The 26,051-nt window shown below is 67.8% G+C and carries 31 protein-coding genes; 16 read left to right on the top strand and 15 right to left on the bottom strand.

Features of this window, described 5'->3' with window-relative positions:
- Positions 1 to 17: 17 nt before the first annotated feature.
- Positions 18 to 713 carry an FG-GAP repeat domain-containing protein gene (locus AC13D8_RS13295; protein ID WP_482969218.1) on the bottom strand — a complete coding sequence of 232 codons (696 nt, stop codon included), beginning with the start codon at positions 711 to 713 and terminating at the stop codon, positions 18 to 20.
- 4 nt (positions 714 to 717) lie between these two features.
- A complete protein-coding gene (locus AC13D8_RS13290; protein ID WP_104019223.1) occupies positions 718 to 1,041 on the bottom strand; it encodes a 2Fe-2S iron-sulfur cluster-binding protein in 324 nt (107 codons plus the stop codon).
- Between the two features lie 132 nt (positions 1,042 to 1,173).
- Here AC13D8_RS13290 and AC13D8_RS13285 point away from each other — a divergent pair, with 132 nt between their 5' ends.
- Both AC13D8_RS13285 and AC13D8_RS13280 read left to right on the top strand, forming a co-directional pair.
- Positions 1,174 to 1,545 (top strand): OB-fold nucleic acid binding domain-containing protein, encoded by a 372-nt coding sequence (locus AC13D8_RS13285; protein WP_482969217.1) that lies wholly within the window; start codon positions 1,174 to 1,176, stop codon positions 1,543 to 1,545.
- A gap of 40 nt (positions 1,546 to 1,585) precedes the next feature.
- Complete coding sequence (locus AC13D8_RS13280; protein WP_482969231.1) at positions 1,586 to 2,095, top strand: peptidoglycan-binding domain-containing protein; 510 nt, start codon at positions 1,586 to 1,588, stop codon at positions 2,093 to 2,095.
- Between the two features lie 4 nt (positions 2,096 to 2,099).
- On the opposite strand, the gene AC13D8_RS13275 is transcribed toward AC13D8_RS13280, so the two are convergent.
- The 4 genes from AC13D8_RS13275 to rlmN all read right to left on the bottom strand — a co-directional run bounded on the left by AC13D8_RS13275 (position 2,100) and on the right by rlmN (position 5,919).
- Positions 2,100 to 2,915 (bottom strand): MBL fold metallo-hydrolase, encoded by an 816-nt coding sequence (locus tag AC13D8_RS13275; protein WP_482969216.1) that lies wholly within the window; start codon positions 2,913 to 2,915, stop codon positions 2,100 to 2,102.
- Positions 2,916 to 3,059: 144 nt separating this feature from the next.
- Positions 3,060 to 3,785: a gamma-glutamyl-gamma-aminobutyrate hydrolase family protein gene (locus AC13D8_RS13270; RefSeq protein WP_482969215.1), complete on the bottom strand. Its 726-nt coding sequence runs from the start codon at positions 3,783 to 3,785 to the stop codon at positions 3,060 to 3,062.
- Positions 3,782 to 4,735, bottom strand: a complete 954-nt coding sequence (locus AC13D8_RS13265; RefSeq protein WP_482969214.1) for an amidoligase family protein — start codon at positions 4,733 to 4,735, stop codon at positions 3,782 to 3,784. The genes AC13D8_RS13270 and AC13D8_RS13265 overlap by 4 nt, the downstream gene beginning before the upstream one ends.
- Positions 4,732 to 5,919, bottom strand: a complete 1,188-nt coding sequence (gene rlmN, locus AC13D8_RS13260; protein WP_482969213.1) for a dual-specificity RNA methyltransferase RlmN — start codon at positions 5,917 to 5,919, stop codon at positions 4,732 to 4,734. Before rlmN ends, AC13D8_RS13265 begins: the two co-directional genes overlap by 4 nt.
- 65 nt (positions 5,920 to 5,984) lie before the next feature.
- Between rlmN and AC13D8_RS13255 the strand changes: the two genes are divergently transcribed.
- The gene (locus AC13D8_RS13255) at positions 5,985 to 6,263 is read left to right on the top strand and encodes an integrase core domain-containing protein (protein WP_482969212.1); all 279 of its coding nucleotides are present in this window, start codon (positions 5,985 to 5,987) and stop codon (positions 6,261 to 6,263) included.
- Positions 6,264 to 6,311: 48 nt separating this feature from the next.
- Here AC13D8_RS13255 and AC13D8_RS13250 read toward each other — a convergent pair whose 3' ends face one another.
- Positions 6,312 to 6,878, bottom strand: a complete 567-nt coding sequence (locus AC13D8_RS13250) for a DNA-3-methyladenine glycosylase I (RefSeq protein WP_482969211.1) — start codon at positions 6,876 to 6,878, stop codon at positions 6,312 to 6,314.
- A gap of 96 nt (positions 6,879 to 6,974) precedes the next feature.
- Between AC13D8_RS13250 and AC13D8_RS13245 the strand changes: the two genes are divergently transcribed.
- The 3 genes from AC13D8_RS13245 to phbB all read left to right on the top strand — a co-directional run bounded on the left by AC13D8_RS13245 (position 6,975) and on the right by phbB (position 9,990).
- On the top strand, positions 6,975 to 7,811 hold the full coding sequence (locus AC13D8_RS13245; protein ID WP_104019271.1) for an EAL domain-containing protein: 837 nt from the start codon (positions 6,975 to 6,977) through the stop codon (positions 7,809 to 7,811).
- 107 nt (positions 7,812 to 7,918) lie between these two features.
- Positions 7,919 to 9,094, top strand: a complete 1,176-nt coding sequence (locus AC13D8_RS13240) for an acetyl-CoA C-acetyltransferase (protein WP_482969210.1) — start codon at positions 7,919 to 7,921, stop codon at positions 9,092 to 9,094.
- A 173-nt stretch (positions 9,095 to 9,267) separates the two neighbouring features.
- Complete coding sequence (gene phbB / locus AC13D8_RS13235) at positions 9,268 to 9,990, top strand: acetoacetyl-CoA reductase (RefSeq protein WP_482969209.1); 723 nt, start codon at positions 9,268 to 9,270, stop codon at positions 9,988 to 9,990.
- A 50-nt stretch (positions 9,991 to 10,040) separates the two neighbouring features.
- On the opposite strand, the gene AC13D8_RS13230 is transcribed toward phbB, so the two are convergent.
- The 3 genes from AC13D8_RS13230 to AC13D8_RS13220 all read right to left on the bottom strand — a co-directional run bounded on the left by AC13D8_RS13230 (position 10,041) and on the right by AC13D8_RS13220 (position 11,301).
- A complete protein-coding gene (locus tag AC13D8_RS13230; RefSeq protein WP_129434444.1) occupies positions 10,041 to 10,211 on the bottom strand; it encodes a YdcH family protein in 171 nt (56 codons plus the stop codon).
- A gap of 120 nt (positions 10,212 to 10,331) precedes the next feature.
- On the bottom strand, positions 10,332 to 11,096 hold the full coding sequence (locus AC13D8_RS13225; RefSeq protein WP_482969208.1) for a tRNA1(Val) (adenine(37)-N6)-methyltransferase: 765 nt from the start codon (positions 11,094 to 11,096) through the stop codon (positions 10,332 to 10,334).
- The gene (locus AC13D8_RS13220) at positions 11,086 to 11,301 is read right to left on the bottom strand and encodes a putative signal transducing protein (RefSeq protein ID WP_104019208.1); all 216 of its coding nucleotides are present in this window, start codon (positions 11,299 to 11,301) and stop codon (positions 11,086 to 11,088) included. The genes AC13D8_RS13225 and AC13D8_RS13220 overlap by 11 nt, the downstream gene beginning before the upstream one ends.
- A gap of 51 nt (positions 11,302 to 11,352) precedes the next feature.
- Between AC13D8_RS13220 and AC13D8_RS13215 the strand changes: the two genes are divergently transcribed.
- Entirely contained in the window at positions 11,353 to 12,354 is a 1,002-nt protein-coding gene (locus AC13D8_RS13215) for a polyprenyl synthetase family protein (RefSeq protein WP_482969207.1), read from the top strand.
- On the opposite strand, the gene AC13D8_RS13210 is transcribed toward AC13D8_RS13215, so the two are convergent.
- The 3 genes from AC13D8_RS13210 to AC13D8_RS13200 form a co-directional block, all read right to left on the bottom strand.
- Positions 12,347 to 13,186 carry a 4-(cytidine 5'-diphospho)-2-C-methyl-D-erythritol kinase gene (locus AC13D8_RS13210; protein WP_482969206.1) on the bottom strand — a complete coding sequence of 280 codons (840 nt, stop codon included), beginning with the start codon at positions 13,184 to 13,186 and terminating at the stop codon, positions 12,347 to 12,349. The two genes, AC13D8_RS13215 and AC13D8_RS13210, sit on opposite strands and share 8 nt — an antisense overlap.
- Complete coding sequence (locus AC13D8_RS13205) at positions 13,173 to 14,879, bottom strand: tetratricopeptide repeat protein (protein ID WP_482969205.1); 1,707 nt, start codon at positions 14,877 to 14,879, stop codon at positions 13,173 to 13,175. Before AC13D8_RS13205 ends, AC13D8_RS13210 begins: the two co-directional genes overlap by 14 nt.
- A 107-nt stretch (positions 14,880 to 14,986) precedes the next feature.
- The gene (locus tag AC13D8_RS13200) at positions 14,987 to 16,636 is read right to left on the bottom strand and encodes an electron transfer flavoprotein-ubiquinone oxidoreductase (RefSeq protein WP_482969204.1); all 1,650 of its coding nucleotides are present in this window, start codon (positions 16,634 to 16,636) and stop codon (positions 14,987 to 14,989) included.
- A gap of 292 nt (positions 16,637 to 16,928) precedes the next feature.
- On the opposite strand from AC13D8_RS13200, the gene greA reads away from it, so the two are divergent.
- The 8 genes from greA to AC13D8_RS13160 all read left to right on the top strand — a co-directional run bounded on the left by greA (position 16,929) and on the right by AC13D8_RS13160 (position 22,425).
- Entirely contained in the window at positions 16,929 to 17,399 is a 471-nt protein-coding gene (gene greA / locus AC13D8_RS13195; RefSeq protein WP_482969203.1) for a transcription elongation factor GreA, read from the top strand.
- A gap of 16 nt (positions 17,400 to 17,415) precedes the next feature.
- Positions 17,416 to 18,420, top strand: a complete 1,005-nt coding sequence (locus tag AC13D8_RS13190; protein WP_482969202.1) for a hypothetical protein — start codon at positions 17,416 to 17,418, stop codon at positions 18,418 to 18,420.
- Between the two features lie 86 nt (positions 18,421 to 18,506).
- Positions 18,507 to 18,962 carry a universal stress protein gene (locus AC13D8_RS13185; protein WP_104017146.1) on the top strand — a complete coding sequence of 152 codons (456 nt, stop codon included), beginning with the start codon at positions 18,507 to 18,509 and terminating at the stop codon, positions 18,960 to 18,962.
- A gap of 133 nt (positions 18,963 to 19,095) precedes the next feature.
- Entirely contained in the window at positions 19,096 to 19,659 is a 564-nt protein-coding gene (locus AC13D8_RS13180; RefSeq protein WP_104017147.1) for a NifU family protein, read from the top strand.
- Positions 19,649 to 20,227: a tRNA (adenosine(37)-N6)-threonylcarbamoyltransferase complex dimerization subunit type 1 TsaB gene (tsaB, locus tag AC13D8_RS13175; RefSeq protein WP_482969201.1), complete on the top strand. Its 579-nt coding sequence runs from the start codon at positions 19,649 to 19,651 to the stop codon at positions 20,225 to 20,227. The genes AC13D8_RS13180 and tsaB overlap by 11 nt, the downstream gene beginning before the upstream one ends.
- Positions 20,217 to 20,633, top strand: a complete 417-nt coding sequence (locus AC13D8_RS13170) for a GNAT family N-acetyltransferase (RefSeq protein ID WP_482969200.1) — start codon at positions 20,217 to 20,219, stop codon at positions 20,631 to 20,633. Before tsaB ends, AC13D8_RS13170 begins: the two co-directional genes overlap by 11 nt.
- Positions 20,634 to 20,752: 119 nt before the next feature.
- Positions 20,753 to 21,670 carry a sulfite exporter TauE/SafE family protein gene (locus AC13D8_RS13165; RefSeq protein WP_129433956.1) on the top strand — a complete coding sequence of 306 codons (918 nt, stop codon included), beginning with the start codon at positions 20,753 to 20,755 and terminating at the stop codon, positions 21,668 to 21,670.
- Positions 21,670 to 22,425 (top strand): TIGR02186 family protein, encoded by a 756-nt coding sequence (locus AC13D8_RS13160; protein ID WP_482969199.1) that lies wholly within the window; start codon positions 21,670 to 21,672, stop codon positions 22,423 to 22,425. Before AC13D8_RS13165 ends, AC13D8_RS13160 begins: the two co-directional genes overlap by 1 nt.
- A 20-nt stretch (positions 22,426 to 22,445) precedes the next feature.
- On the opposite strand, the gene AC13D8_RS13155 is transcribed toward AC13D8_RS13160, so the two are convergent.
- Positions 22,446 to 23,321, bottom strand: coding sequence for an NAD-dependent epimerase/dehydratase family protein (locus tag AC13D8_RS13155; RefSeq protein WP_482969198.1), 876 nt, complete (start codon positions 23,319 to 23,321; stop codon positions 22,446 to 22,448).
- 364 nt (positions 23,322 to 23,685) lie between these two features.
- Here AC13D8_RS13155 and thiC point away from each other — a divergent pair, with 364 nt between their 5' ends.
- Positions 23,686 to 25,500: a phosphomethylpyrimidine synthase ThiC gene (thiC, locus tag AC13D8_RS13150; RefSeq protein WP_482969197.1), complete on the top strand. Its 1,815-nt coding sequence runs from the start codon at positions 23,686 to 23,688 to the stop codon at positions 25,498 to 25,500.
- A gap of 171 nt (positions 25,501 to 25,671) precedes the next feature.
- Here the strand turns inward: thiC and rplT are convergent, their stop codons facing one another.
- Positions 25,672 to 26,037 carry a 50S ribosomal protein L20 gene (rplT, locus tag AC13D8_RS13145; RefSeq protein WP_104017154.1) on the bottom strand — a complete coding sequence of 122 codons (366 nt, stop codon included), beginning with the start codon at positions 26,035 to 26,037 and terminating at the stop codon, positions 25,672 to 25,674.
- Between the last annotated feature and the right edge of the window lie 14 nt (positions 26,038 to 26,051).

Below are 26,051 nucleotides of genomic sequence, written 5' to 3'. Positions count from 1 at the left end.
TTGGGGAAAGGTGAAGATCAGGGGCAGGCGAGGGCGGCGTTGAGGTCTTCGGGGCCGCGATAGGGGCGGATGGCTTCGCTTGCGAGGGTGCTGTCGCGAAACCGCGTGGCCGCCACCTGCGACCAGCCGGAGACCGCGGTGATCATCTCGGGCGCATCGCCGCAGTGGCGGATGCCGCCGGGGATGAAATCCCAGCCGATCTTGTGATTGGTGAGCCCGGGATAGTCGGCCACATGGGTCAGCCCGCCGTCGCGAAAGCGCCAGACCCGCAGCACCTGGGCGAGGTGGGGGCGGTCGATATAGGCGATCTCGACATGCCCGTCGCCGTCGAGATCGGCAGCACCGATGGGGGCGAGCCAGCGGTTGCGCCTGCCGATATGCGGCGTGGCGGCGATGCGCCCGCCGGGGCCGTAGACGGCGAGGCGCGCGCCCTCGCGCAGGCTCGATTCCACCACGATCACCTCTGCCGCGCCGTCGCCGTCGAGATCGGCGAGGCGCGGGGCGGGATCCTCGAACACGAGGGTTTGGGGCAGGGTGACGCGGCGCGTGGTGCCGTCGTCGAGATCGAGCGTCAGCGCGCCCCATTCACCACCCGCGCCCAGCACCCTGTGGCCGTAGCGGTCGGTGGGGTCGGTGTAGTTTGCCGCCGTGATCGCCTGTGCCGCCGCCATGCCGGGCAGGAGCAGCGCGGCGATCAGGGCAAGGCCGCGCATCGCCTCAGATCTGGCGCTCGGGCATCTGCACCACCAGTCCGTCGAGCGCGTCGCTCACCTTGAGCTGGCAGGTCAGGCGCGAGCGTTCGGGGTCGGGCTCGTAGGCGAAATCGAGCATGTCCTCTTCCATGTCGTCGCGGGGCGGCAGTTTCTCCACCCATTCGGGGGCGACGTAGACATGGCAGGTCGAGCAGGCGCAGGCGCCGCCGCAATCGGCCTCGATGCCCGGGATGCCGTTGTCGCGGGCGCCTTCCATCACCGTCAGTCCGGTGGCCACCTCGACCTCGTGGCGCGTGCCGTTGTGCTCGATATAGGTGATTTTCGCCATGATGCGGGACTCTCCCTTTGACAGCAGTTCAACAGGCTACCTAGTCAACCGCCCGGCCCGAGGCCAGACCATTTTTGCCGTGCCGCATGAAAAAGAGTTGCGGCCACAGGTATTTGTTCTATTTTTGTTCTCATGAGTCCCTGCCTGCCCCGTCCGCCCGCGGCGCTCGTCGCTGCCCGCCTGCCCGAGGTGCTGGCGGGGGGGCGTGTGGCGGTGGCGGGGCTGGTGATCCTGCGCCAGAGGCCCGGCACAGCGCGCGGCGTGGTGTTTCTCACGCTCGAGGACGAGACCGGGGTGATCAACGTCATCGTCTGGCGCAAGCTGTTCGAGCGGTTCCGCCGCGCGGTGATCGCCGGGCGGTTGCTGCGGGTGACGGGACGGGTAGAGCGGCAGGCCGGCGTGATCCATCTCGTGGCCGAGAAGATCGAGGATATCTCGGACCTGCTCGACCGGCTGGCGGATGCGGACGCCGCGCCGCTTCCCCCGCCGGGGCAAACCGGCTAGGCTCGCCGTGACAGCCCTGATCCGGACCGATCCGCCGCCCATGCCCAGCCGCCCGTTCCCCGCCGCCGCGCTGATCCTCGCGCTTGCCGCCTGTCAGCCCGTGCCGCACGCGCTCGTGCCGCCGCCGGGCCTGGCCGAGGCGCCGCCCGGCGCGCCCCCCGGCACCTGCTGGGGCAAGCAGGTCTCGCCCGCCGTGGTCGAGACCGTGACCGAGCAGGTGCAGACCGCCCCCGCCGTCACCGCCGCCGATGGCCGTATCGTCACGCCCGCGCGCTATGCCACCGAGACGCGGCAATCGATCATCGAGGAACGGCGCGTGCGCTGGATCGAGACGCCCTGCCCGCAAGACCGGACGCCAGATTTCATCGCCTCGCTGCAACGCGCGCTGATGGCGCGGGGGCTGCATCCCGGGCCGGTGACGGGGCGGATGGATGCGCGCACCCGCAAAGCTGTCCGCCGCTACCAGGCGGAACATGGGCTCGACAGCAATATCCTCTCGCTTGCGAGCGCTCGCGCGCTGGGTCTCGTCGCCCTTCCGCGCCCCGAATGAGGCATCACTCACCGGCGCGCAGCCAGCCGGGACGAAGCACCACGATGGTGGGCCGGTCGGGCAGGCTGCGCAGCGAGACCTCGATCTCGCTGGTGCCGGGGCGGTGGATGGCGAATTCATCCTCCATCCCCGCGAGGAACCGCGCCAGCCCGGCGTCGGTGAACCAGTGCATGGGGATGACGATGCTCGCCTCCATCCGCCGCAGCACCGCCATCATCGCGTCGAGCGCCATGGTATAGCCGCCATCCACGGGCGCCATCACCACGTCCATCCGCCCCAGGGCTGCGTATTGGTCCTCGGTCGGTTCGTGGTGCAGGTGTCCCAGGTGCGCGATGCACAGCCCCTCGGTCTCGAACACGAAGATCGAGTTGCCGAGCGGCTCGCGCCCGCTGCTGCCCAGCCGGATATCGGTGGAGACGTTGCGGATCAGCATCGCGCCGAGATCGAGGTGATGCTCCACCCCCTCGCCGAAGCGGCCCCAGCCGCGCAGGACATGGGGGATCGCCGGATCGGGATCGGTGGTGAAATGGGTGGCATGGGCGTGGTTCATGGTTACGACGTCGGGGGTGAACCCGGCGCTGCCGAGAAACCCGGCGTAATCCGTCACCGCCGACAACCCGCCCGCCTGGATCAGGAACGAGGCGTGGCTGACGTAGCGGATGCGCACCGTGTGATCGGGCAGCGGGTCGCGGAAGCCGGCCGCGTGCAGGTAGTGCACCCCCGGCGCGGCATCTGCGAGGGCGATGCAATGGCTGGGGCGGCGCTCTTGCGCGGTGGCACCGGCGGCGAGCAGGATCAGGGCAAGGGCAAGTCGGATCATCGCGCGTCTCCTCTGGTCCGGGCAAAGGATAGCACGGTTTGACGCGGCGTCAGCCCGCGCCCGCCTTTCTCTGCGCCGTGTTCCGCGGCGAGGGCAGGTCATCAATGTCCCGTTGAGAGCAGCACCGGCGCAGCCTCTCCGCGCTCAGCCCGCCTCGGCGTCGACGCCGGCAAGCTGCGCCGCCTTGGCGCGCCGCGCGCGCGCGGCGGCGACGAGCGCGCGGAAAATCCCCATTTGTCGGCGGGCGTAGAACAGGTGCTCGGGGTGCCACTGCACCCCCAGCGCGAACGGCTCCTCGACCCGCTCGATGGCCTGCACCATGCCGCCGCGATCCCGCGCCGCCACCCGCAGGCCGTCGCCCAGCACGTCGACCGCCTGGCTGTGCAGCGCGTTGATCTTCATCGGCTCGGTCCCGGCCAGCCGCGCCAGCCGCGTGCCGGGCACGATGTTGACCTCCTTGCGCGGCAGGATCGTGCGGCGGTGGTCGCTCGCCTCGTAGGTGGCGTAGGCGTCCTGGTGCAGCGTGCCGCCCAGCGCGATGTTGAGCATCTGGCTGCCCCGGCAAATCCCCAGCACCGGCATCCCCCGCGCGAAGGCATCGAGCACCACGCCCCGCTCCAGCGCGTCGCGGTCCGGGTCGAGCCGCGCCGAGGTGACGATCCGGCCGCCGTAGAGATCGGGCGAAATGTCGTCGCCGCCGCCGATGATGACGCCATCGACCGCGCCCATCTCGGTCTCGCGCCCGGCCTGCCAGCGCCGCGGGCACCCGCCCGCTAGCCACAGGTTGAGCGCGATCAGCGGGTAGATGCGCCATCCCGAGCGGCGCGAGACGGTGACCCCGATCACGGGGCGCGGCGCGGTTCGGGTCATGCGGTTTCGATCCCCGCCGTCAGCAGGATGCGCCCGGCGCGCGCCGCCCAGTGCTGGCGCGACAGCGTCACCAGCCCGTGATCGTCGAGCCACGCATCCGACAGCCGCCTGAGCAGTGCATCGTCGCGCGCCACCCGCTCCACCGCCACCCAGCGCCACCATTCCCCGGCCAGCGACCAGTCGGCCTCGTCGATCCGGCAATCGGGCAGGCGGAAATGAAAGGTGGGCCGCGCCGATGTCTTGTCCGAGATCGCGGCGGCGACGCGGGGGCCGTCGAAATGCGCGAAGAGCGGCAGCATGTCGAGCCCGCGATTGCGGCTCGGTGTCAGTTCCAGGTAGAGCCCTGTGACGTGATCGCGCGCCGCCTCCGGCCCCGCCTCGATCAGCGCGCGCACGAAATCGGTGGGGTAGGGATCGGTGAACGGCAACAGGCGGCGCGACTCGTCGATCGGGTAGGCACTGCGCAGCCAGTCCTCGATCAGCGCATAGGCCAGCAGCGGGCGCACCGTGTCGGCATCGGCCCCGCTCGCCACCTCGATGTTGAAATGCACGCCGAAGCCGAAGACGAGCCCCGCGCCGCTGCCCTGCGCGCCGGCGTCGCGCAGGGCCTCGCGCAGATCGTCGAGCCGTGCGAGCCCGTCCATGTCCAGCGGTTCGGTGACGATCTCGACCGGCACCACCTCGCGGCCCAGGTCCAGCGCCAGGTCGCGCAGCCGGCTTTTCTGTGCCTTGCGCAGGAAAATGTCGAGATAGACCTCGACATCGCCGATCCCGCTCTCGCGGACAGCCCAGATATGGCTGTCCTCCTGATCGGCGCGCCCGCCCAGCCGGTCGGCCACGATCCGCGCCACGCGCGCCTCGTCGAGCCCGCCCAGCTCGATCTCGACACCCACGCGGCGCGCCTCGCCCTCGGCATTCAGGGGCTGCGGCAGCGGCGCGAACCCGGTCAAGGGCGGCTCGCTCCCGCCTCGGCCTCTATCTCGCGGCGCGGCTTGCGCGCGCGCTCGGTGGCGGATTTGAGCTGTCCGCAGGCGGCCATGATATCCTCGCCGCGCGGGGTGCGGATGGGGCTGGCATAACCCGCCTTGTAGAGGATATGCGCGAACGCCTCGATCCGCTCCCAGTCGCTGCGCTGATGCGGCGCGCCGGGCCATTCGTTGAACGGGATGAGGTTGATCTTCGCCGGGATGCCCGCGATCAGCTTGACCAGCCGGCGCGCATCGGCGTCGCTGTCGTTCACATCCTTGAGCATCACGTATTCAAAGGTGATCCGCTCGGAATTGCTGAGCCGCGGATATTCGCGCAACGCCCCAAGCAGCGTCTCGATATTCCACTTCTTGTTGATCGGCACCAGCTTGTCGCGCACCTCGTCGGTGGTGGCGTGGAAGCTGACAGCGAGCAGGCAGCCGATCTCCTGCGCGGTCCGCGCGATTTCCGGCACGACACCGCTTGTCGAGAGCGTGATCCGGCGGCGTGACAGCGATATCCCCTCGCCATCCATCGCGATCTTCATCGCGTCGCGGACGTTCTCGAAATTGTAGAGCGGCTCGCCCATGCCCATCAGCACGATATTGCTGATGAGGCGGGGCCGCTCGCCCGCGGGCTCGCCCTGTTTCGGCCATTCATCGAGGTCGTCGCGCGCCAGCATCACCTGCCCGATGATCTCTCCGGCGGTCAGGTTACGCACCAGCTTTTGCGTGCCGGTATGGCAGAACGAACAGGTCAGGGTGCAGCCCACCTGGGACGAGATGCACAGCGTGCCGCGATCCGTCTCGGGGATATAGACCACCTCGACCTCGTGCCCGCCCGCGATCCGCACGAGGTATTTGCGCGTGCCGTCGGCGCTCACCTGTCGGCTGACCACCTCTGGCACCTCGATCACGAATTTCTCTGCCAGGTCGGCGCGATAGGCCTTGGCGAGGTTGGTCATCGCGTGGAAATCGCGTACCCCCCACTGATAGACCCATTGCCAGATCTGGTTCACCCGCATCTTGGCCTGTTTCTCGGGGGTTCCCGAGTCGATCAACGCCGCGCGCAGCCCTTCGCGGGTCAGCCCGACGATGTTGACGGGGCCTGCGGGGGCCTTGCGGGGGATGGTCAGTACATCCTGCGTGATCGGGGCGGTCTGGGTCATGGTGCGTCCTGTCGTCGGAATGGCATGTCATATAGGGCATCAAAGGCGATTCCGAAACAGGCGTTGTGCGGGAGAGGGGGCGCGTTCCGGCGCTTGCCTGTCTCTCGCGGACCTCACAAACATCCCCCCCGCGCGTGGAACGAGGCGTGCCCCGCGCGCGGAACAAGGCGTACTTGCACGCCTGGGAGACCGGACCGGAAGCCACGGCGGGTCTCGGCAAATGGATCGAGTTCTACAACCGAAAGCGCCCCCATTCTGCCCTTGGCGGCAAACCCCCAGCCGTGGTCTATTGGCTGCGGGATGAAGACCCCCAACCCGATCAGCAGGAGCAAAGAGTAGCTTAATTTACGCCGGAAACTGTCCAAACATTGGGGAGTAGCTCACCCCCTCCCTCAGCCCAGCCTTGCCACCTCTGCATGGCACGGGCAGGTCACCAGGTGGTCGTTGACCAGCCCCGCCGCCTGCATGAACGCATAGGTGATCGTCGGCCCGCAGAAGCGAAAGCCGCGGCGTTTCAGGTCCTTCGAAAGTTTACGGGAAATGTCCGTATCGGCCGGCACCTCCGCGAGGGTCGCGAATCGGTTTTGCACCGGCCTGCCGTCCACGAAATCCCAGATGTAGCGGGCAAAGCCCTGCTCCGCCTCGATCTCTTGCCACGCCCGCGCGTTGCCGATGGTCGCCGCGATCTTGCCGCGGTGGCGGATGATGCCCGGATCATCCAGCAGCCGCGCCACCTCGGCCTCGCCCCATCCGGCGATCGCCTCCGGGTCGAACCCTTGAAACGCCGCGCGGAAATTGTCGCGCTTGCGCAGCACGGTGATCCAGCTCAGTCCCGCTTGGAACCCCTCCAGCACCAGCGTCTCCCATAGTGCGCGGCTGTCTCGCTCGGGCACGCCCCATTCGGTGTCGTGATAGGTGATGTAGAGCGGGTCATCGCCCGCCCAGCCACAGCGTTCCATGCCGCCCTCCCGGTGCAAATCGTTCAAATGCGCGCTTTAAGCGATCCTTAAGGCCGGACGCGCACCCTGCAAGCGCAGATGGAATCGGAGGGCGGCATGGGGCGCAAGGGAAAATGGGCGGATATCCCCGCCGGGCATGACAGCCCGCTCAACTATGCCGTCTCTGCCCGCGACCGATCGGTGATCGACATGGTCGAGGCGGCGATCCGGCACCGCCAGGTGCTGCTCGCCTTTCAACCCGTGGTTACCGCCGGGCAAACGGACCGCCCGGCCTTCTACGAGGGGTTGATTCGCGTGACCGACGAAACCGGCCGAGTGATCCCCGCGCGCGAGTTCATCACCCAGGTGGAAACGCGCGAGAGCGGGCGCATCATCGACTGCCTCGCGCTGGAAAAGGGGCTGGCCACCCTCGCCGAATACCCCGACCTGCGGCTGTCGATCAACATGTCGGCGCGCTCCATCGGCTATCGCCGCTGGATGCGCACGTTGGGCAAGGGGCTGTCGCGCGATCCCACCATTGCCGAGCGGCTGATCCTCGAAATCACCGAAAGCTCTGCCATGCTGGTGCCCGAGCTGGTCATCGGCTTCATGACCGAGTTGCAGGCCAAGGGCGTTGGCTTTGCCCTCGACGATTTCGGCGCAGGCTACACATCGTTCAGATTTCTCAAGGATTTCTTCTTCGACGTCCTCAAGATCGACGGGCAGTTCATTCGCGGCATCGCCACCAGTGCCGACAACCAGGTGCTCGCCGCCGCGCTGCTGAGCATCGGGCGGCAATTCGACATGGTCACCGTCGCCGAAAGCGTCGAGCGCGCGGATGACGCGGCCTATCTGACGGCGCTCGGGCTTGACTGTCTCCAGGGCTACTATTTCGGCGCGCCCACGGTGCGCCCGCCTTGGCTCGATACCGGGTTCGCGCAGGCCACCGGCTGAAACCGGCTGCGGCATAAGGCCACCACCGTTGCCGCGACGCAGCACTTGCGTTATGACGCGCCGGAACACTGGCGCGAAGCGCCAGCCCATCCCGGAGGAGGATATCCATGACCAATGTCGTAATCGCGTCCGCTGCGCGCACCGCTGTCGGCTCTTTCGGCGGCGCGTTCGCCACCATCCCGGCCCACGATCTCGGCGCCGCCGTGCTCGAGGCGGTGGTTGCGCGCGCGGGCATCGACAAGGCCGAGGTCTCCGAGACGATCCTCGGCCAGGTGCTCACCGCCGCGCAGGGCCAGAACCCGGCACGCCAGGCGCATGTCAACGCCGGCCTGCCCATCGAATCGGCGGCCTGGGGTATCAACCAGGTCTGCGGCTCGGGCCTGCGGGCGGTGGCGCTCGGGGCCCAGCACATCCAGCTCGGCGATGCGCAGATCGTCTGCGCCGGCGGACAGGAAAGCATGACGCTCTCGCCCCACGCCGCGCATCTGCGCGCGGGCCACAAGATGGGTGACATGAAATACATCGACACGATGATCCGCGACGGGCTCTGGGACGCGTTCAACGGCTATCACATGGGCCAGACCGCCGAGAACGTCGCCGACAAGTGGCAGATCACCCGCGAGACGCAGGACGAGTTTGCCGTGGCCAGCCAGAACAAGGCCGAGGCCGCGCAGAAGGCCGGGCGCTTCGATGACGAGGTGATCCCCTTCACCGTCAAGACCCGCAAGGGCGAGACAGTCGTGGACAAGGACGAGTACATCCGCCACGGCGCCACCATCGAGGGCATGCAGAAGCTGCGCCCCGCCTTTACCAAGGATGGCTCGGTCACCGCAGCCAACGCCAGCGGCCTCAACGACGGCGCTGCCGCCACCCTGCTGATGAGTGCCGACGAGGCCGAGCGCCGCGGCATCACCCCGCTGGCGCGCATCGCCTCCTACGCCACCGCCGGGGTCGATCCGTCGATCATGGGCGTCGGGCCGGTCAATGCCAGCCGCAAGGCGCTGGAAAAGGCGGGATGGAGCGTGGATGACCTCGACCTTGTCGAGGCCAACGAGGCCTTTGCCGCGCAGGCCTGCGCCGTCAACAAGGAGATGGGCTGGAACCCCGACATCGTGAACGTCAACGGCGGCGCCATCGCCATCGGCCACCCGATCGGCGCATCCGGCTGCCGCGTGCTCAACACGCTGCTGTTCGAGATGCAGCGCCGCGGTGCGAAAAAGGGTCTCGCCACGCTGTGCATCGGCGGCGGCATGGGCGTCGCGCTCTGCGTCGAGCGCCCGTGACCGGCGCGCGGTGACGCGGGCACGGATCACCAAAGGGCGCCCCGCACGGCGCCCTTTTTTCCGGCCAGCGGCAGGCCCTGGCTGCATCGCAGAAGATTTACCGCGCAACATTGTTGCGCTCATCGGGTCAAACCGATAATCAACTTACGAACCAAGCCATAGCGGAGGATATCATGGCCAGAACTGCACTCGTCACCGGAGGATCGCGCGGGATCGGCGCCGCCATATCCAAGGCGCTCAAAGCCGACGGCTACACCGTCGCCGCCACCTATGCCGGCAACGATGAGGCTGCCGCGAAATTCACCGAGGAAACCGGCATCAAGACCTACAAGTGGAACGTGGCCGATTATGACGAGTCCAAGGCCGGGATCGGCCGCGTCGAGGCCGATCTCGGCCCGATCGAGATCGTCGTGGCCAACGCGGGCATCACCCGTGACGCGCCCTTCCACAAGATGACGCCGCAGCAATGGGGCGACGTGATCGACACCAATCTCACCGGCGTGTTCAACACCATCCACCCAGTCTGGCCGGGCATGCGCGAGCGCGGCTTTGGCCGGGTCGTGGTGATCTCTTCGGTCAACGGTCAGAAGGGCCAGTTCGCGCAGGCCAACTATGCCGCGACCAAGGCCGGCGATCTCGGCATCGTGCGTAGCCTCGCGCAGGAGGGCGCGGCCAAGGGCATCACCGCCAACGCCGTGTGCCCCGGCTACATCGCCACCGAAATGGTCATGGCGGTGCCGGAAAAGGTGCGCGAGGCGATCATCGGCATGATCCCGGCGGGCCGCTTGGGCGAGCCGGAGGAAATCGCCCGCTGCGTGAGCTTCCTCGTCTCCGACGATGCGAGCTTTATCAACGGCTCGACCATCTCCGCCAATGGCGGACAGTTCTTCTCGTAATCAAGCGAGCGTGCCGGGGGCCGGGCCGCGCGCCCGGCCCGCGCCGCCTGTCAGGCGTTGACCGTCAGGCGCTCGATTTCTTCCTTGATTTTCAGTTTCTGTTTCTTGAGTTCCGCGAGTTCCAGCGAGCTCACTCCCGGGGCGCGTTGCGCCGCCTCCACCTTTTCCGAGAGCGCGTGATGTTTCTTCTTCAGTTCCTCGATATGCGAACTCAAGCTCATTGGCTGTCTCCTCAGTGAAATGGGTGTCCCATGGACATGGGAATTGCAGCACAGTTTTACAATTCTGTCACGCTGCGTCCGCGAGATGCGCGGCTTTTTTCCGATCGGATTTTCGGCAATTCACCGGCAAAAGGGCAGGGGGGCCGCGTCGCGCAGGACCGAGGCCGTTGATCGTGTGAGGTTTTCCCCGTCGCCCGCGTGGCGCGGCCCCTCGTGCAGCAGCCAGCCGTCGCAGAGCCTCAGGCCTGCGCGTCCGCCCTTGCGCGCCCGCACCAGCACCAGCCGCGCCGCTCGTCCGCGCCGGGGAATCAGTGGCAGCACCTCGACCGAGCCGCGCATCGCCGCCAGCAGATCGGCCAGCCGCTCGGCCCGGTGGATGACGCAGACATGCCCCCCCGGGCGACAGCGCCGCAGCGCCGCCGCGATCCAGTCGGCCAGCGGCACCGCCTCGCCCAGCGCCCCCTCGCGCCCGGCATCGGCGGCGGGTGTGCCCGCGCCGCGGTCGAAATAGGGCGGGTTGGCGATGACGTGGTCGAATTGCCGCTGCCGCAGGGCCGCGGGCATCGCGGCCACGTCGCCGGTCAGCACCTCCATCTCGGCACCATTATGCGCCGCGTTCTCGCACGCCAGCGCGGCATAGGCGGGCTGCATCTCCAGCCCCGCAAGCCGCACGCCCGGCACCCGTGCCGCCACGCACAGCGCCGCCACACCCGCGCCACAGCCCAGGTCGAGCAGCGTCTCGCCCTCCTGCGCCGGGACCGCGGCGGCGAGCAGCACCGGGTCGATCCCGGCGCGATACCCTGCGCGCGGCTGCGCGATCTCCAGCCGCCCGCCAAGAAAGGCATCGCGGCTCAGGTCGGCCGGGGCAAACGGCTCAGTCCTCAAGCGAGAACCCGTTGTCGAGAAGTGTCGTCCGCGCCGCGTCATAATCGGCCTCGCCAACCATCAGGCGGCGCGGGAAAATCCCGATCGAGCCTTCCAGAACGCTCATGTTTACGTCCATTTCAAAGCAGTCTATATCCTCGCCCTGAAGCAGCGCCTTGGCAAACGCCATGTTGGCCATGTCGGTGGTGCGGTAAAGCTGTCTCATGTCTGCGAGATAAGGGCACCGCGCAGGATTTGTCGAGGGCCGGGGGGACCGATGAGCTTGGACGAGGCAGCCACCAAACCGCACGAGGCGCTGGCCGCGCATCTCGCCGCCAAGCTGGGCGATGTCGATACCCTCATCCGCGCGCGCATGGCGTCGCGTCACGCGCCCCGCATCCCCGAGGTGACGGCCCATCTCGTCGAGGCGGGCGGCAAGCGGCTGCGCCCGATGCTGACGCTCGCCTCCGCCGACCTGTGCGGCTACACGGGCGATCACGACGTGCGCCTCGCGGCGACGGTGGAATTCATCCACACCGCCACGCTCCTGCATGACGACGTTGTCGACGAGAGCGCGAGCCGCCGGGGCCGACCCACCGCCAACCTGTTGTGGGACAACAAGTCGAGCGTCCTGGTGGGCGATTACCTCTTTGCCCGTGCCTTTCAGCTCATGGTCGAAACCGAATCGCTGCGCGTGCTCGACATCCTGTCGGACGCCGCCGCCACCATCGCCGAGGGCGAGGTGCTTCAGCTCAGCACGGCGCGCGACCTCGCCACGACAGAGGCGCTCTATCTCCAGGTGGTGCGCGGCAAGACGGCGGCGCTCTTCTCGGCGGCGACGCAGGTGGGCGGCGTGATCGCGGGGGCACCCGAGCCACAGGTGCGCGCGCTCTATGATTACGGCGACGCGCTCGGCATCGCGTTCCAGATCGTCGATGACCTGCTCGACTACCAGGGCGATGCGCGCGCCACCGGCAAGAACGTGGGCGACGATTTCCGCGAGCGCAAGCTCACCCTGCCGGTGATTCGCGCGCTGGCGCAGGCCGATGACAGCGAGCGCGCCTTCTGGCGGCGCACCATCGAGAAGGGCGACCAGCAGGACGGCGATCTCGACCGTGCGCTCGATATCCTGCATGCACGCGGCGCGCTCGAAGAGACGCGGGCCGCCGCGCAGGGCTGGATCGCGGATGCGCGCACAGCGCTCGGGGTTCTGCCAGAACACCCGGTGCGCGACATGCTCGATCATCTTGCCGATTACGTGGTCGCGCGCCTCACCTGAGCCGCGTCGCCACCACCCACCAATCGGGCCGCTCAGCCGCGATCCGCGCCGCCGCCCGTGTTGCCGCCATCGCGTCGGGATAGAGCCCGTAACAGGTGGCCCCCGATCCCGACATCCGCGCCAGCGCGCAGTCATGGCTCTCGCGCAAGCCCGCCAGCACCGCGCCGATCTCGGGGCAGAGCGCCTGCGCCGGGTCTTCGAGGTCGTTGCGCTGCGCGGCGAGCCAGCGGGCGCAGTCGGCCCCATCGTGCCAGTGCGGCAGAACCTCGGGCAGTCCATCGTTCTCGCGGCGGTCGAGACGGGCGAACACACCCGGCGTGGCCACCGGCACGCGCGGGTTGACCAGCACCGCGTCGAGCGCGGGCAGCCCGTCCACCGGCTGCACCTCCTCGCCGATCCCGCGCATCCGCGCTGCCCGCGCCAGCAGGCACACGGGCACATCCGCCCCCAGCGCCAGCACGCCCCCGGGCACCGCGATGCCCCCAAGCCGCGCCAGCGCGCGCAGCGTGGCCGCCGCGTCGCTCGATCCGCCGCCGATCCCGGCAGCGGTGGGCAGGTACTTTTCGAGGGTGATATCGGCCGCGATGCCGATCAGCGCAGCGGCGCGCAGCACCGTGTTTTCCCCGCCGCGCGGCACACCCGCCGCCATCGGCCCGGTCACGCGCAGCCGCGTGCGTGTGGCGGGGCGGGCCTGCACATGGTCGCCGATATCGGCAAAGGCCACCAGTGAATCGAGCAGGTGATAGCCGTCGGCCCGTCGGCCGGTGACATGCAGCGCGAGGTTGATCTTGGCAGGGGCGGCCTCGTGGACGCCCGCGTCAGCCGCCGTCATCGACCATCCGAAGCGGTTCGGCGCCTTCTTCGTGCAGCACCTCGTCGAGCCCGACCTCCAGCTTGCGGCGCACGCGCTCGGGGTCGAGATCGGGCGAGGTCGTGGTCTCGTGCAGCGACAGCGCGCGCCGCCACTGGAATCGCGCCTCGGTCTTGCGCCCGACGGCCCAGAGCACGTCGCCCAGATGGTCGTTGACCACAGGATCTGTGGGCATCAACTCGGCGGCGCGCTCCATGTGGCCGATCGCCTCGTCGTAGCGGCCCAGCCGGTAGAGTACCCAGCCAAGGCTATCGACGATATAGCCGCTGTCGGGCCGTGCCGCGACGGCCTGCTCGATCATGCCAAGCGCCTCGTCGAGGTTCACGCCCTTCTCGACCATCGTGTAACCGAGATAGTTGAGCACCTGCGGGTGATCGGGGTTCAGGTCCAGCGCGCGGCGGAAATCGGCCTCGGCTTCGGACCAGTTGTCGAGCCGCTCGTGGGCGATGGCGCGCACGTAGTAGACAAACCATTGCGGGTTGTCGCGCTCTTCCAGCAGGGTGACGGCGCGGTTATAGGCGGCGATCGCCTCCTCGTATTCCTCCTGCTCGCGGTGCAGGTCGCCCGCCGCTACGTGGATATCCACGATCTCGGGCAAATGCCCGGCAAGCTGGGCCAGCACCTCTGCCGCGGCGTCGGGCTTGCCGGTGGCGCGCAGTGCCTCGGCGCGGCCCAACTCGGCGGTATGGAACGCCGGGTGATCGCGCGGGACGCTGGCGAATGCGTCGATGGCGAGCTTGTATTGCTCCATGCTCTGAAGCGTTTCGGCGGCGGTGATGGTGGCGTACACATGGTTCGGGTCGATGGCCTCGGCGGCGCGGGCATAGATCAGCACGAACTCGTCATTGGCCTCCTGCATGAGCGCGCGTGCCAGCGAGAAGAACACCTCGGCCACCCCGTCCCGCGGCCCCTCGATCATCGTGAAGGGCACCGTTTCCCCGGCCTCCAGCCGCGCGCGCAGATTGGCGATCCCGGGCTCGGGCGTGCTGCCGAACGTGTCCTCGAGAACGCTCAGCGCGCGGTCCGTCTCGCCCAGTTGGCTCAGCACCTGCGCCCAGGCGACAACGCCGCTGCGCGTGCGCTGCACCTGCCCGTCGGATTCGCCCGAAAACACCCGGTCCGCGGCCTCGAAATCGCCGACCACCGCCAGCGCCAGCGCCTTGTGATAGAGCGCGAAATTGCGCAGGCCCTGCTCCTCTGCCAGCGCGTCGATCCGCGTCAGCGCCGCCGACATGTCGCCGCGCCCCAGCTCGGCCCAGGCCGCGATCATGCCGTCGGCAAGCTCTCCCGCCCCGCGCCCCGCCTCGATGCGCGTCAGAAGCCCGGCCCAGTCTTCGTCCTGCGCCGCCTCGACGATGAGCGGGATCTGCGCGATCTGGCTCCGTGCGTCCTCGGCCTCCATCTTGCGGGCGACGGCGGCCGCCCGGTCCACCTGTCCCAGCGCCATGTAGGCGAATGCCGCGCTCTCCAGAACCTCGATATTGCCCGGGTCGCGCGTCAGCACCTGCGCGTAATACTGTGCCGCGGCGGCAAAATCGCCCTGCGCGCGGGCGTGTTGCGCGGCGAGATAGGCGCCCGACGGCGCCTGCGCCGCCCCTTGCGTGCCCAGCGTCACAAAAACGGCGAGCGCGGCCAGAAACCTGCGATGCGTCACGATGGGGCCCCTTCTTGCTACAAACCACCGGACAAACCTAATGTGCCGCCCGGCCCAAGGCAATGCGGCGCGGCCCCGCGCCCGCGCCGCCGCCGGTCACGCCTGCGTCACATGTTGGGATAGTTCGGCCCGTCGCCGCCCTGCGGCGTGACCCAGGTGATGTTCTGGCTCGGGTCCTTGATGTCGCAGGTCTTGCAATGCACGCAGTTCTGGAAATTGATGACGAAGCGCGGATCGCTGCCCTCCTCGTGCACCACTTCGTAGACACCCGCCGGACAGTAGCGCTGCGCCGGCTCGGCGTATTCCGGCAGGTTGACCGAGACTGGCACCTCCGGGTCGCCCAGTTGCAGGTGACAGGGCTGGTTCTCCTCGTGGTTGGTCATCGAGAAGCTCACGTTGGTCAGCCGGTCGAAGCTCAGCTTGCCGTCGGGCTTGGGATAGTCGATCGGCTTGTGATCGCTCGCCTTTCCGGTCGCCTCGGCATCGGACTTGCCGTGCCCCAGCGTGCCCAGAAGGCTGAACCCGGCGGTGTTGGTCCACATGTCGAACCCACCCAGCGTGAGCGAGGTCAGAAGCCCGTATTTCGACCAAAGCGGCTTGACATTGCGCACCTTCTTGAGGTCGCGGCCGATCGCGCCCTCGCGCACCTCGGTCTCATACGCGCTCAGCTCGTCGCTCGCGCGACCTGCCTTGATCGCCTCGTGCGCGGACTCGGCGGCGGCCTTGCCCGAGAGCATCGCGTTGTGGTTGCCCTTGATGCGCGGCACGTTGACCATCCCCACCGAACAGCCCAGCAGCGCCACGCCCGGCGCCACCATCTTCGGCATCGACTGCCAGCCCCCCTCCGAGATCGCCCGCGCGCCATAGGCCACGCGCTTGCCCCCTTTCAGCAGGTCGGCGACCATCGGATGATGCTTGAACCGCTGGAATTCCATGTAGGGATAGAGATGCGGATTCTCGTAGTTGAGGTGCACCACGAAGCCCACGTAAACTTGGTTGTTCTCGAGGTGATAGATAAAGCTGCCGCCGCCGGCGTTCTTGCCCAGCGGCCAGCCCATCGTGTGGGTGACGCTGCCCTCGCGGTGCTTGTCGGGGTCCACCTCCCAGATTTCCTTCATGCCGAGCCCGTATTTCTGCGGCTCGACACCGCTGGCGAGGTCGTATTTCGCGATCACCTCCTTCGACAGGCTGCCGCGCACGCCTTCCGAGAGGAACACGTACTTGCCGTGCAACTCCATTCCCGGCTCATAGTTCGGCCCCGGGGTGCCGTCCGGGTTGCGGCCGAATTCGCCCGCAACCACGCCCTTGACCTCGCCACCGTCGCCATAGACCATCTCCGAGCAGGCCATGCCGGGGAATATCTCGACGCCGAGTTCCTCGGCCTGTTCGGCCATCCAGCGACAGACATTGCCCATCGAGACGATGTAATTGCCGTGGTTGTTCATCAGCGGCGGCATCGGCCAGTTGGGCACCCGGACGCGGCCCGCCGCGCCCAGCATGTAGAAATTGTCGTCGCGCACCGGCACGTTCAGCGGCGCGCCACGCTCCTTCCAGTCGGGAAGGAGCGCGTCGAGGCCAGAGGGATCGAGCACCGCGCCCGACAGGATATGCGCGCCGACCTCCGAGCCCTTTTCCAGCACCACCACGTCGAGGCTCTCGTCGAGTTGCTTCAACCGGATGGCGGCCGAGAGGCCCGCGGGCCCCGCCCCCACGATCACCACGTCGTATTCCATCGCTTCGCGCGTTGCTTCGCTCATCGTCTCCATCCTCTTTCCGGGCCGCGCGCCGCGATCGCTCGCTCCCGCGCAACAAAGTTGCGAGAGTGACTATCGTGCGTCCGCTTGAGGCGTCAATTGAAACACGACGTTATGACATGCCGAAACCGGCAATTTGTCACGTTCGCGGCCATGTTCGCGCGCGCGAAACCCGCACCCCCGGCGATCCCCTCTTGCAATCGGGCGCGCGCTTCGTGCAATCTCGATCGCACAATTGGAAACCACCAACGGGGCTGCGGGTTCGCGGCCCCTCTTGCGATGATGGACGCGCGCGATGGAAAAGATACCGATGACAGCCGCCGGTCACGAAGCGCTGGAAAAAGAGCTCAAGCACCTCAAGTCGGTCGAGCGTCCCGCCATCATCCGCGCCATCGCAGAGGCGCGCGAGCATGGCGATCTCAGCGAGAATGCCGAATACCATTCCGCCAAGGAAAAACAGTCCTTCATCGAGGGTCGCATCAAGGAGGTCGAGGGCATCCTCAGCCTCGCCGAGGTGATCGACCCCAAGCGCCTGTCGGGCGCGATCAAGTTCGGCGCCACCGTGACCCTGATCGACGAGGACACCGAAGCCGAGCACACATGGCAGATCGTCGGCGAACACGAGGCCAGTATCGAGAAGGGCCTGCTCAACATGAAATCTCCCATCGCCCGCGCGCTCATCGGCAAGGAAGAGGGCGACAGCGTCGAGGTGCGCACCCCCGGCGGCGAGCGGTCCTACGAGGTGGTCAAGATCGCCTATATCTGAGGCAAAGGCCCGGCACATGGCCCCATCATCCGATCCCCCGCCGCGTCCCGCAGCCACCTCGCCCCGCGAGCGACTGACCGCGGTCGAGATCATCGCCGCGATCCTGTCGGTGGCGTGGCTCGCCGGGGCGGCGGTCTACTTCATCGTGCTCGCGCCCGGCCCCGAGTCGGCGGGCCGCGCGCTGCATTTCGTGACCGTGCTGATCGCGGTGTTCATGCCGGTGGCGATGCTGTGGGTAGGGGCCACCGCCGCCCGTGCCAGCCGCACCATGCGCGAGGAAAGCGCGCGGCTGCGCGCCGCCATCGACGCCATTCGCGAGGCCTATATCGCGCAGAACACGTCGCTCGGCGCGACGGTCGACAAGACCGTGGCCCAGAAGCTCGACGAGATCGTGGCCGCCCAGCGCAAGACCGAGACCGCGCTCGCCACCTTTTCCTCGGTCCGCGTCGAAGAGCCGCCACGCCCGGTCCATCCCGCGCCCCCTGCGCCTGATCCGTCCTCGGGCCAGGTCGTGCTGCCGCTTGGCACCCCCGCCGAAGAGACCGCGCCGCCGCTCGATCGGGAGGATTTCATCCGCGCGCTCAATTTCCCCGAAAGCCCCGAGGACAAGGCCGGGTTCAACGCGCTGCGCCGCGCACTCAAGGACCGTCCCACCGCGCAGCTCGTGCGCGCCGCGCAGGACGTGCTCACCCTGCTGGCGCAGGACGGCATCTACATGGACGATATGCGCCCCGACATGGCCCGCCCCGAGATATGGCGCCGCTTCGCCGCCGGAGAGCGCGGCCGCGCCGTCGCCGCCTTGGGCGGTATCCGCGACCGCTCGTCGCTGGCGCTCACTGCGGCGCGCATGAAACAGGACGCGATCTTTCGCGACGCGGCGCACCATTTCCTGCGGCTTTTTGACCGGATGGTGTCGAACTTCGCCGAGACAGCGACCGATGCCGAGATATCCGACCTCTCCGAAACCCGCACCGCCCGCGCCTTCATGCTTCTGGGGCGGGTCAGCGGGACATTCGCCTGAGGGGGTCGCGCGCTCAACACCCCCCATCACCTCTCTTGCCCCGGCGCGGGTTCCGCGTCATGATGCCCGCTTGAGGAGGCCGGTCCATGCGCAAGTTTCTCGTGGTGCTCGACGATAGCCGCGAATGTCTCAACGCCATTCGCTTTGCGGCAATGCGCGCGGCGCATACCGGCGGCGGCGTCGAGGTGCTCGCGGTGATTCCGCCCGAGGAATTCAACCACTGGATCGGCGTGGGCGACATCATGCGCGAAGAGGCCCGCGAGCGCATCGAGGCGCATTTCGAGGTGTTTGCCAAGTGGATGCGCGACAAGCAGGGGGTCGACCCCGAGTTGGCCATCCGCGAGGGCGAGCCGGTTGCCGAGATCATGGCGCAGGTCCGTGACGACCCCGATATCGGGGTGCTCGTGCTCGGGGCCGCCTCGGACAAGAAGGGGCCGGGGCCGCTGGTCACGCAACTGACCCGAAATGCCGGCGGGCTGCCGATCCCGATCACCATCGTGCCGGGCGACCTCAGCAAGGACCGGCTCGAGGCGATCACCTGAGCGCCGCGAACCTCGCGGTTCGGTGCCCGAACCTGTCGTTTCGCACCGGCCCGCGCATGTTTAGAATCGTTCCAAACCTTGACTCGCGGCCCGCCCGCGCGCATATCTGCCTAAGCTGAAAAAGGGGCCTCCCATGTTCATCCAGACCGAATCCACACCCAACCCCGCGACGCTCAAGTTTCTCCCGGGCCAGGCCGTGCTCGAAGGCGGCACCGCCGATTTCCCGAGCGCGGAAGGGGCCGAGGCCTCGCCTCTGGCGGCGCGAATCTTTCGCGTCCCGGGGATCGCAGGGGTGTTCCTGGGCAATGACTTCGTCACCGTGACCAAGGCAGACGATACCGAGTGGGACCATGTCAAGCCGGCCATCCTCGGCGCGATCATGGAGCATTACCAATCCGGCCAGCCGGTCATGTCCCAAGAGGGTGGCGGCGCCTCCGGCCACGCCGACCACAGCGGCGAAGACTCGGAAATCGTAGGCCAGATCAAGGAGTTGCTCGATACCCGCGTGCGCCCCGCCGTGGCGCAGGACGGTGGCGACATCACCTTTCACGGGTTCGAGCGCGGCGTGGTCTATCTCCATATGCAAGGCGCTTGCGCGGGCTGCCCGTCCTCGACCATCACGCTGAAGATGGGCATCGAGAACCTGCTGCGCCACTACATCCCCGAGGTGACAGAGGTGCGCCCCGTTGGGCTCTGAACCCCTGACATTGGGCTTCGACACGTCGGGCGCGCATTGCGCGGCCGCTTTGCTGTCGGGTGGGCGGGTTCTGGCCGCCCGTGCCGAAGAGATGGGCCGCGGCCAGGCCGAGCGGCTGATGCCGCTTCTGGAGGAGGTGCTGGCCGAGGGGGGCGCGGCGTGGCGCGATCTCGACCGGATCGGCGTCGGCATCGGCCCCGGCAATTTCACCGGCATCCGCATCTCGGTGGCCGCGGCAAGGGGGCTGGCGCTGTCGCTGGATATTTCTGCTGTTGGAATCAGCACTTTCGACGTGATCCGCGCGCTGGAAAGGGGCGGCACGCCTGCTGTTCCCGCGCCGCGTGGCATGGTGCATGTCCTTGGTGCTGGCGCGGTCCCGGCGCTGATCCCCGCGTCCGACGTATCCGATCCCGCCGGGCCGCCACCACCCTCGGAGATGGCGCGGATGATCGCGCTGCTGGCCCGCGATGTCCCCGCCGATGCGCCGCCGCCTGCGCCGCTCTATGTCCGGCCCGCCGATGCCGCGCCCGCCCGAGACGTACCGCCTGTGATCCTCGATGACGCCTGAGATCCTGTCGGCCACCCACGCCCGCGCCTTCGCGGGGCAGGGGCGGGGATGGTCGGCGGCGGAATTCGCGGACCTTCTGGACAGCCCGTATACCTTTATCGTGGGCGATGCGCGCGCCTTTGCCCTTGGCCGGGCAATCGCCGACGAGGCGGAATTGCTGACGCTGGCCACCGATCCGGGGCATCGGCGTGCGGGGTTGGGGCGCGCATGCCTTGCCCGATTCGAGGCCGAGGCGAAGGCGCGCGGGGCGGTGCGCGGCTTTCTCGAGGTGGCCGCCGACAACGCCGCCGCCCGCGCCCTCTATGCCGTCGCCCGTTGGCGCAAATGTGCGTGCCGCCCGGGCTATTATCCGCGCGCAGGCGGCATAGCGGTGGACGCGCTGATCCTGGAAAAGCATCTCGGTTGAGCCGCGCGTCTTCGCGCTTTGCGAAAGACGCTTTCCGGCAACAAGAATTTATCACCTGTCCGTGGGCCAAACCGTGCCGCTCCCTTGCATATCGTGGCGGCATGGGGCTAACAATCATCATGCAGATTTATCTCCCCATCGCCGAGGTTTCGGTCAACGCCTTCCTGCTGTTGGGGCTTGGCGGGATCGTGGGCGTGCTGTCGGGCATGTTCGGGGTTGGCGGCGGTTTCCTGATGACGCCACTTCTGTTCTTCATCGGTATCCCGCCTGCCGTCGCCGTGGCGACCGAGGCCAACCAGATTGTCGCCTCGTCGTTTTCGGGCGTGCTGGCGCATCTGCGACGAAAGACCGTCGATCTGAGGATGGGCACGGTGTTGCTCGTGGGTGGGCTCTTCGGCGCGGCGCTGGGCGTGGTGCTGTTCAACTACCTGAAATCGCTGGGTCAGGTCGATCTGCTGGTGAAGCTGTGTTACGTCGTCTTTCTCGGCGTGATCGGCGGGATGATGTTCATCGAGAGCCTGCGCGCGATCCGCAATACCCGCCGGGGGGCTGCCCCGAAGCGCAAGAAGCACGGATGGGTGCACGGGCTGCCCTTCAAGATGCGGTTTCGCACCTCGGGGCTCTATATCTCGGTGATCCCGCCGCTGCTGGTCGGGGTGGCGGTGGGTGTGCTCGCCGCGATCATGGGTGTGGGCGGCGGCTTCATCATGGTGCCGGCGATGATCTACCTGCTGGGGATGCCGACCAAGGTGGTGGTGGGCACGTCGCTGTTTCAGATCATCTTCGTCACCGCCTTTACCACGCTCCTGCACGCCACCACCAATTTCACCGTTGATATCGCGCTGGCGGTGCTCTTGCTCGTGGGAGGCGTGATCGGTGCGCAGTTCGGCACCATGATCGGCACGCGGATGAAGGCCGAGCAACTGCGTATCCTGCTGGCAGTGATGGTGCTCGTGGTCTGCGGCAAGCTGGCCTTTGACCTGCTGGTGATGCCGTCGGAGCTCTATTCCATCGCCTCGGGCGCGGGGGGGCACTGATGCTGCGCCTCGCGCTCCTCCTGTGTCTGGCGACGCTGCCCCTGCGCGCCGAGGAGGTGGTGCTGGGCCTGTCGCGGGACCGGGTGGCGATCACCGCCACGTTCGAGGGCTCGGACATCCTCATCTTCGGTGCGGTCAAGCGCGAGGCACCGATCTCGGAGGTGCCGCTCGGCGTGGTGATCACCGTGGCCGGACCGTCGCAACCGGTGCAGGTCCGGCGCAAGGAGCGCCGCTTCGGCATCTGGGTCAATACCGACGCTGTCGATCTCGACGCCGCGCCCAGCTTCTACGCGGTAGCCACGAGCGGGCCGTTCGAGCAGGTGCTGACCAATACCGAGGATTTGCGCCACCGGGTCTCGATCCCGCGCGCGATCCGCTCGGTTGGCGCGGCGAGCATGGCCGAGGATGCCGAGAGGTTTACCGACGCACTCATCCGCATCCGCGAACGCACGGATGCCTACCAGCTATTGGAGAACGCCGTCGCCCTCGACGAGCAGACGCTGTTTCGCACCGCGATCAGCCTGCCCGCCAACCTCACCGAGGGAGCCTACAAGACCCGGATTTTCCTCACCCGCGAGGGGCGCGTGGTGTCGGAGTACGAGACGGTGATCGACGTGCGCAAAGTGGGGCTGGAGCGTTGGCTCTTTACCCTGTCGCGGCAGCAGCCGCTGGCCTATGGGTTGATGTCTCTGGCGATCGCCATCGCCGCGGGCTGGGCTGCGTCGGCCGCGTTCCGGGTGCTGCGGCGCACCTGAGACACGCGGGCGAAGGGCGCTCAGGCGACACCCGCCGCGCGCCATTGGCGCACCATCTCTGCCGGTGTGCTGTCGCCGGGGGTGAACCGGTGCAGCGCGGCGAGGCGGCGGCAATCGAGGGTGATGCGCTGATGCGCGCCCCGGGGCGCGGGGCGGGTCTCGATGTGCGCCCCCGCCGCTTGTGCTAGCGCCGTCATCGCCACCGGGTCCGGCGCGGCGATGTTGAGTGCCTCGGGCAGTGGCCCGGGATGGCGGCACAGCGTGGCGAGGACGGCGGCGAGCGTCGCCGGGCCGATATAGGAGCGCACCGGCCCGCCGCCATCGGCAAAGCGGTCGATCACGACCGCGCCGCCCGGCCCGGTGCGCGCCACGTTGAGCAAGAGCGCATCCGCCCCCGCCACGTTGCCGATGCGCAGGGCGCAAATGTCGAGGCCGCGCGCGCGCCACGGCGCGCAGGCGGCCTCCATCTCCAGCTTGGCGGCACCGTAGGCGTTGACCGGGGCGCAGGGGGCGTCCTCGGTGAAGGGGATACCGCCCGCGCCGTAGACCGCCGAGGACGAGGCCAGGAGCACGCGGGTGACGCCCGCGCGCAGGCCCGCGTCGAGCGTGGCCTCGGCCAGCGGGCGGTTGAGGCCGAGATCGCGCCCGGACCCCGGCGTTATGCCTGCGAGCGCCACGATTGCGGCGGGGCGGCGGCCCGTCTCTGCGATATGGGTGATGAGCGCGCCCGGCCCGTCGAGCGGATCCCATGCCAGCGCGCCCGGCGGGCCGGGGCGGCGGTATTGCGGGATAAGCGCGAGGTCGGGGGCCACGTCCGGCCAGAAGGCGCACAGCATCCGCCCGACGCGGCCCGAAGCCCCGGTGAGAAGGATGGATGTGTCCGCCTTGTCGGTCATTCCCGGCCCGTCCGTTCGCTTTGATGCCGGGCCCGCCCGGGCATTCGCCCCCACCCGTCTAGCAAGCAACGTGGCGCACCGACAAGAGACGCGTGCCGGCGATGCTTGCCCCGCTCATGGGGATCGGCTAGCGTCCGGTCTTGCAGGGGAGTCCCGCCTTGGGGACTGAGAGGCTGACAGGTGGTGACACCGGTGATGCGACCCTTTGAACCTGACCCAGTTGATACTGGCGTAGGAAGCTGAGGAACCGCGCGCACCGCTGGTGGTCTGCCGGTTCCGAACCGGGATCGCGACCTGCGCCCCGATGCTCCCCGGCCACGGCTCATCTGGTCTCTTTGGCACCGTGCAACGAGGAGCACCAAGCATGACCATCCCTAACCAAGATATGTCCCCCAACGTGACCACCGGCCCCTTGCCCGCATCGCGCAAGATTTACGTTGCAGGCTCACTGCACCCGAGAATCCGCGTGCCGATGCGCGAGATTTCCACCCATCCGACGGCGGGCGAGGGGCCGCTGCCGGTCTATGACAGTTCGGGCGCCTATACCGACCCGGAGGCCGCGATCGACGTGGGTCGGGGGCTGCCGCCCTTGCGCCGCGAGTGGATCATGGCGCGCGGCGATGTCGAGGGGTATCCGGGCCGCCGCGTGAGGCCGGAGGATAACGGCTTTGTCACCGGTGACCGGCTGGTGCCGGAATTCCCGGTGCGGGCGGAGCCCCTGCGCGGCACGGGCGGTGCCGCCCCCACGCAACTGGCCTATGCGCGGGCGGGGATCGTCACGCCGGAGATGGAGTTCGTCTCCATCCGCGAGAACCAGTTGCGCGAGGCGAGCGTAGCGGCGCGCGACGGCAACGACTGGGGCGCGAACATCCCCGACTATGTGACCCCCGAATTCGTCCGGTCCGAGATCGCGGCAGGCCGCGCCATCATCCCCGCCAATATCAACCACCCCGAGCTTGAGCCGATGATCATCGGCCGCAATTTCCTCGTGAAGATCAACGCCAACATGGGCACCTCCGCCGTCACCTCGTCGATGGAGGAGGAGGTGGAGAAACTGGTCTGGGCGATCCGCTGGGGGGCCGATACGGTGATGGACCTCTCCACCGGGCGCAACATCCACAACACCCGCGAATGGATCATCCGCAATTCCCCCGTCCCTATCGGCACGGTGCCGATCTACCAGGCGCTGGAAAAGGTGAATGGCGTCGCCGAGGACCTGACATGGGAGGTGTTTCGCGACACCCTGATCGAGCAGGCGGAACAGGGGGTGGATTACTTCACCATCCACGCGGGCGTGCGCCTGCACATGGTGCCGATGACGGTAGACCGGGTGACGGGGATCGTGTCGCGCGGCGGCTCGATCATGGCCAAATGGTGCCTGCACCACCACCGCGAGAGCTTCCTCTACGAGCATTTCGAGGATATCTGCGACATCTGCCGCCAGTACGACGTGAGCTTTTCGCTGGGCGACGGGCTGCGGCCCGGCTCCATCGCCGACGCCAATGACGCGGCGCAGTTTGCCGAGTTGGAGACGCTCGGGGAACTCACGAAAATCGCCTGGGGCCGGGATTGCCAGGTGATGATCGAGGGGCCGGGCCATGTGGCAATGCACAAGATCAAGGAGAACATGGACAAGCAGCTTGAGTGCTGTCACGAGGCGCCGTTCTACACCCTCGGGCCGCTCATTACCGACATCGCGCCGGGCTATGACCATATCACCAGCGGCATCGGCGCTGCGATGATCGGCTGGTTCGGCTGCGCGATGCTGTGCTACGTCACGCCAAAGGAGCACCTTGGCCTGCCCGACCGCGACGACGTGAAAACCGGGGTTATCACCTACAAGATCGCGGCCCATGCCGCCGACCTGGCCAAGGGGCTGCCCGGCGCGCAACGGCGCGATGATGCGCTTTCGCGCGCACGGTTCGAATTCCGCTGGGAGGATCAGTTCAACCTCTCGCTCGATCCCGAGACGGCGCGTGATTTCCACGACCAGACGCTGCCGAAGGAGGCGCACAAGGTGGCGCATTTCTGCTCGATGTGCGGGCCGAAATTCTGCTCGATGCGGATCAGCCACGACATCCGCGCCGAGGCGCAGAAAGAGGGCATGGCGGCGATGGCCGAGAAGTACCGTGAAGGCGGCGATCTCTACATGCCGCTCGCCAGTGGCGAAGACGGCTAGAGCGTGTTGTGTTCATTCGCATTCACGCGACACGCTCTAACTTCTTGATTTCGCATGTTCAAGGAGCTCAAAACCGGTTCCCACTTTTGAGCAACATGCTTTAAAACGGAAAACGCCGCCCGGGGATGATCCCCGGGCGGCGCCTGTTCTGTCCCTCGCGTGCGACCGGCGTCAGGCCGCGAGCGCCTTCTTCGCCTGATCGACGATGGCGGCGAAGGCCGACGGTTCGTGCACGGCGAGATCGGCGAGTACCTTGCGATCCACCTCGACACCGGCGAGGCTCAGCCCGTTGATGAAGCGCGAATAGGTCAGCGATTCGTCCTGGGCGCGCACGGCGGCGTTGATCCGCTGGATCCACAGCGCGCGGAAATTGCGCTTGCGGTTCTTGCGGTCGCGCGTGGCGTACTGGTTGGCCTTGTCGACGGCCTGTGCGGCCACCTTGAAGGTATTCTTGCGGCGGCCGTAATAGCCTTTGGCCGCGGTGGTGACTTTCTTGTGGCGAGCGTGGGTGACGGTCCCACCTTTGGTGCGTGACATCTCTCAAATCCTCC

This window comes from Roseovarius sp. B-10 (genome assembly GCF_056859295.1).
The sequence above is the reverse complement of the archived record's forward strand: the minus strand, read 5'-3'. Positions and strand labels throughout refer to the sequence as shown.

Coding starts and splice junctions, on each gene's coding strand:
- AC13D8_RS13215 (WP_482969207.1), top strand. CDS start 11,353: ATGAGCTTGGACGAGGCAGCCACCAAACCGCACGAGGCGCTGGCCGCG.
- AC13D8_RS13295 (WP_482969218.1), bottom strand. CDS start 713: ATGCGCGGCCTTGCCCTGATCGCCGCGCTGCTCCTGCCCGGCATGGCG.
- AC13D8_RS13280 (WP_482969231.1), top strand. CDS start 1,586: ATGCCCAGCCGCCCGTTCCCCGCCGCCGCGCTGATCCTCGCGCTTGCC.
- rlmN (WP_482969213.1), bottom strand. CDS start 5,919: ATGACCCAGACCGCCCCGATCACGCAGGATGTACTGACCATCCCCCGC.
- AC13D8_RS13240 (WP_482969210.1), top strand. CDS start 7,919: ATGACCAATGTCGTAATCGCGTCCGCTGCGCGCACCGCTGTCGGCTCT.
- rplT (WP_104017154.1), bottom strand. CDS start 26,037: ATGTCACGCACCAAAGGTGGGACCGTCACCCACGCTCGCCACAAGAAA.
- AC13D8_RS13160 (WP_482969199.1), top strand. CDS start 21,670: ATGCTGCGCCTCGCGCTCCTCCTGTGTCTGGCGACGCTGCCCCTGCGC.
- AC13D8_RS13155 (WP_482969198.1), bottom strand. CDS start 23,321: ATGACCGACAAGGCGGACACATCCATCCTTCTCACCGGGGCTTCGGGC.
- AC13D8_RS13165 (WP_129433956.1), top strand. CDS start 20,753: ATGCAGATTTATCTCCCCATCGCCGAGGTTTCGGTCAACGCCTTCCTG.
- greA (WP_482969203.1), top strand. CDS start 16,929: ATGGAAAAGATACCGATGACAGCCGCCGGTCACGAAGCGCTGGAAAAA.
- AC13D8_RS13245 (WP_104019271.1), top strand. CDS start 6,975: ATGGGGCGCAAGGGAAAATGGGCGGATATCCCCGCCGGGCATGACAGC.
- AC13D8_RS13290 (WP_104019223.1), bottom strand. CDS start 1,041: ATGGCGAAAATCACCTATATCGAGCACAACGGCACGCGCCACGAGGTC.
- phbB (WP_482969209.1), top strand. CDS start 9,268: ATGGCCAGAACTGCACTCGTCACCGGAGGATCGCGCGGGATCGGCGCC.
- AC13D8_RS13200 (WP_482969204.1), bottom strand. CDS start 16,636: ATGAGCGAAGCAACGCGCGAAGCGATGGAATACGACGTGGTGATCGTG.
- AC13D8_RS13270 (WP_482969215.1), bottom strand. CDS start 3,785: ATGACCCGAACCGCGCCGCGCCCCGTGATCGGGGTCACCGTCTCGCGC.
- AC13D8_RS13250 (WP_482969211.1), bottom strand. CDS start 6,878: ATGGAACGCTGTGGCTGGGCGGGCGATGACCCGCTCTACATCACCTAT.
- AC13D8_RS13170 (WP_482969200.1), top strand. CDS start 20,217: ATGACGCCTGAGATCCTGTCGGCCACCCACGCCCGCGCCTTCGCGGGG.
- AC13D8_RS13185 (WP_104017146.1), top strand. CDS start 18,507: ATGCGCAAGTTTCTCGTGGTGCTCGACGATAGCCGCGAATGTCTCAAC.
- AC13D8_RS13230 (WP_129434444.1), bottom strand. CDS start 10,211: ATGAGCTTGAGTTCGCATATCGAGGAACTGAAGAAGAAACATCACGCG.
- AC13D8_RS13285 (WP_482969217.1), top strand. CDS start 1,174: ATGAGTCCCTGCCTGCCCCGTCCGCCCGCGGCGCTCGTCGCTGCCCGC.
- thiC (WP_482969197.1), top strand. CDS start 23,686: ATGACCATCCCTAACCAAGATATGTCCCCCAACGTGACCACCGGCCCC.
- AC13D8_RS13180 (WP_104017147.1), top strand. CDS start 19,096: ATGTTCATCCAGACCGAATCCACACCCAACCCCGCGACGCTCAAGTTT.
- AC13D8_RS13220 (WP_104019208.1), bottom strand. CDS start 11,301: ATGAGACAGCTTTACCGCACCACCGACATGGCCAACATGGCGTTTGCC.
- AC13D8_RS13210 (WP_482969206.1), bottom strand. CDS start 13,186: ATGACGGCGGCTGACGCGGGCGTCCACGAGGCCGCCCCTGCCAAGATC.
- AC13D8_RS13275 (WP_482969216.1), bottom strand. CDS start 2,915: ATGATCCGACTTGCCCTTGCCCTGATCCTGCTCGCCGCCGGTGCCACC.
- AC13D8_RS13190 (WP_482969202.1), top strand. CDS start 17,416: ATGGCCCCATCATCCGATCCCCCGCCGCGTCCCGCAGCCACCTCGCCC.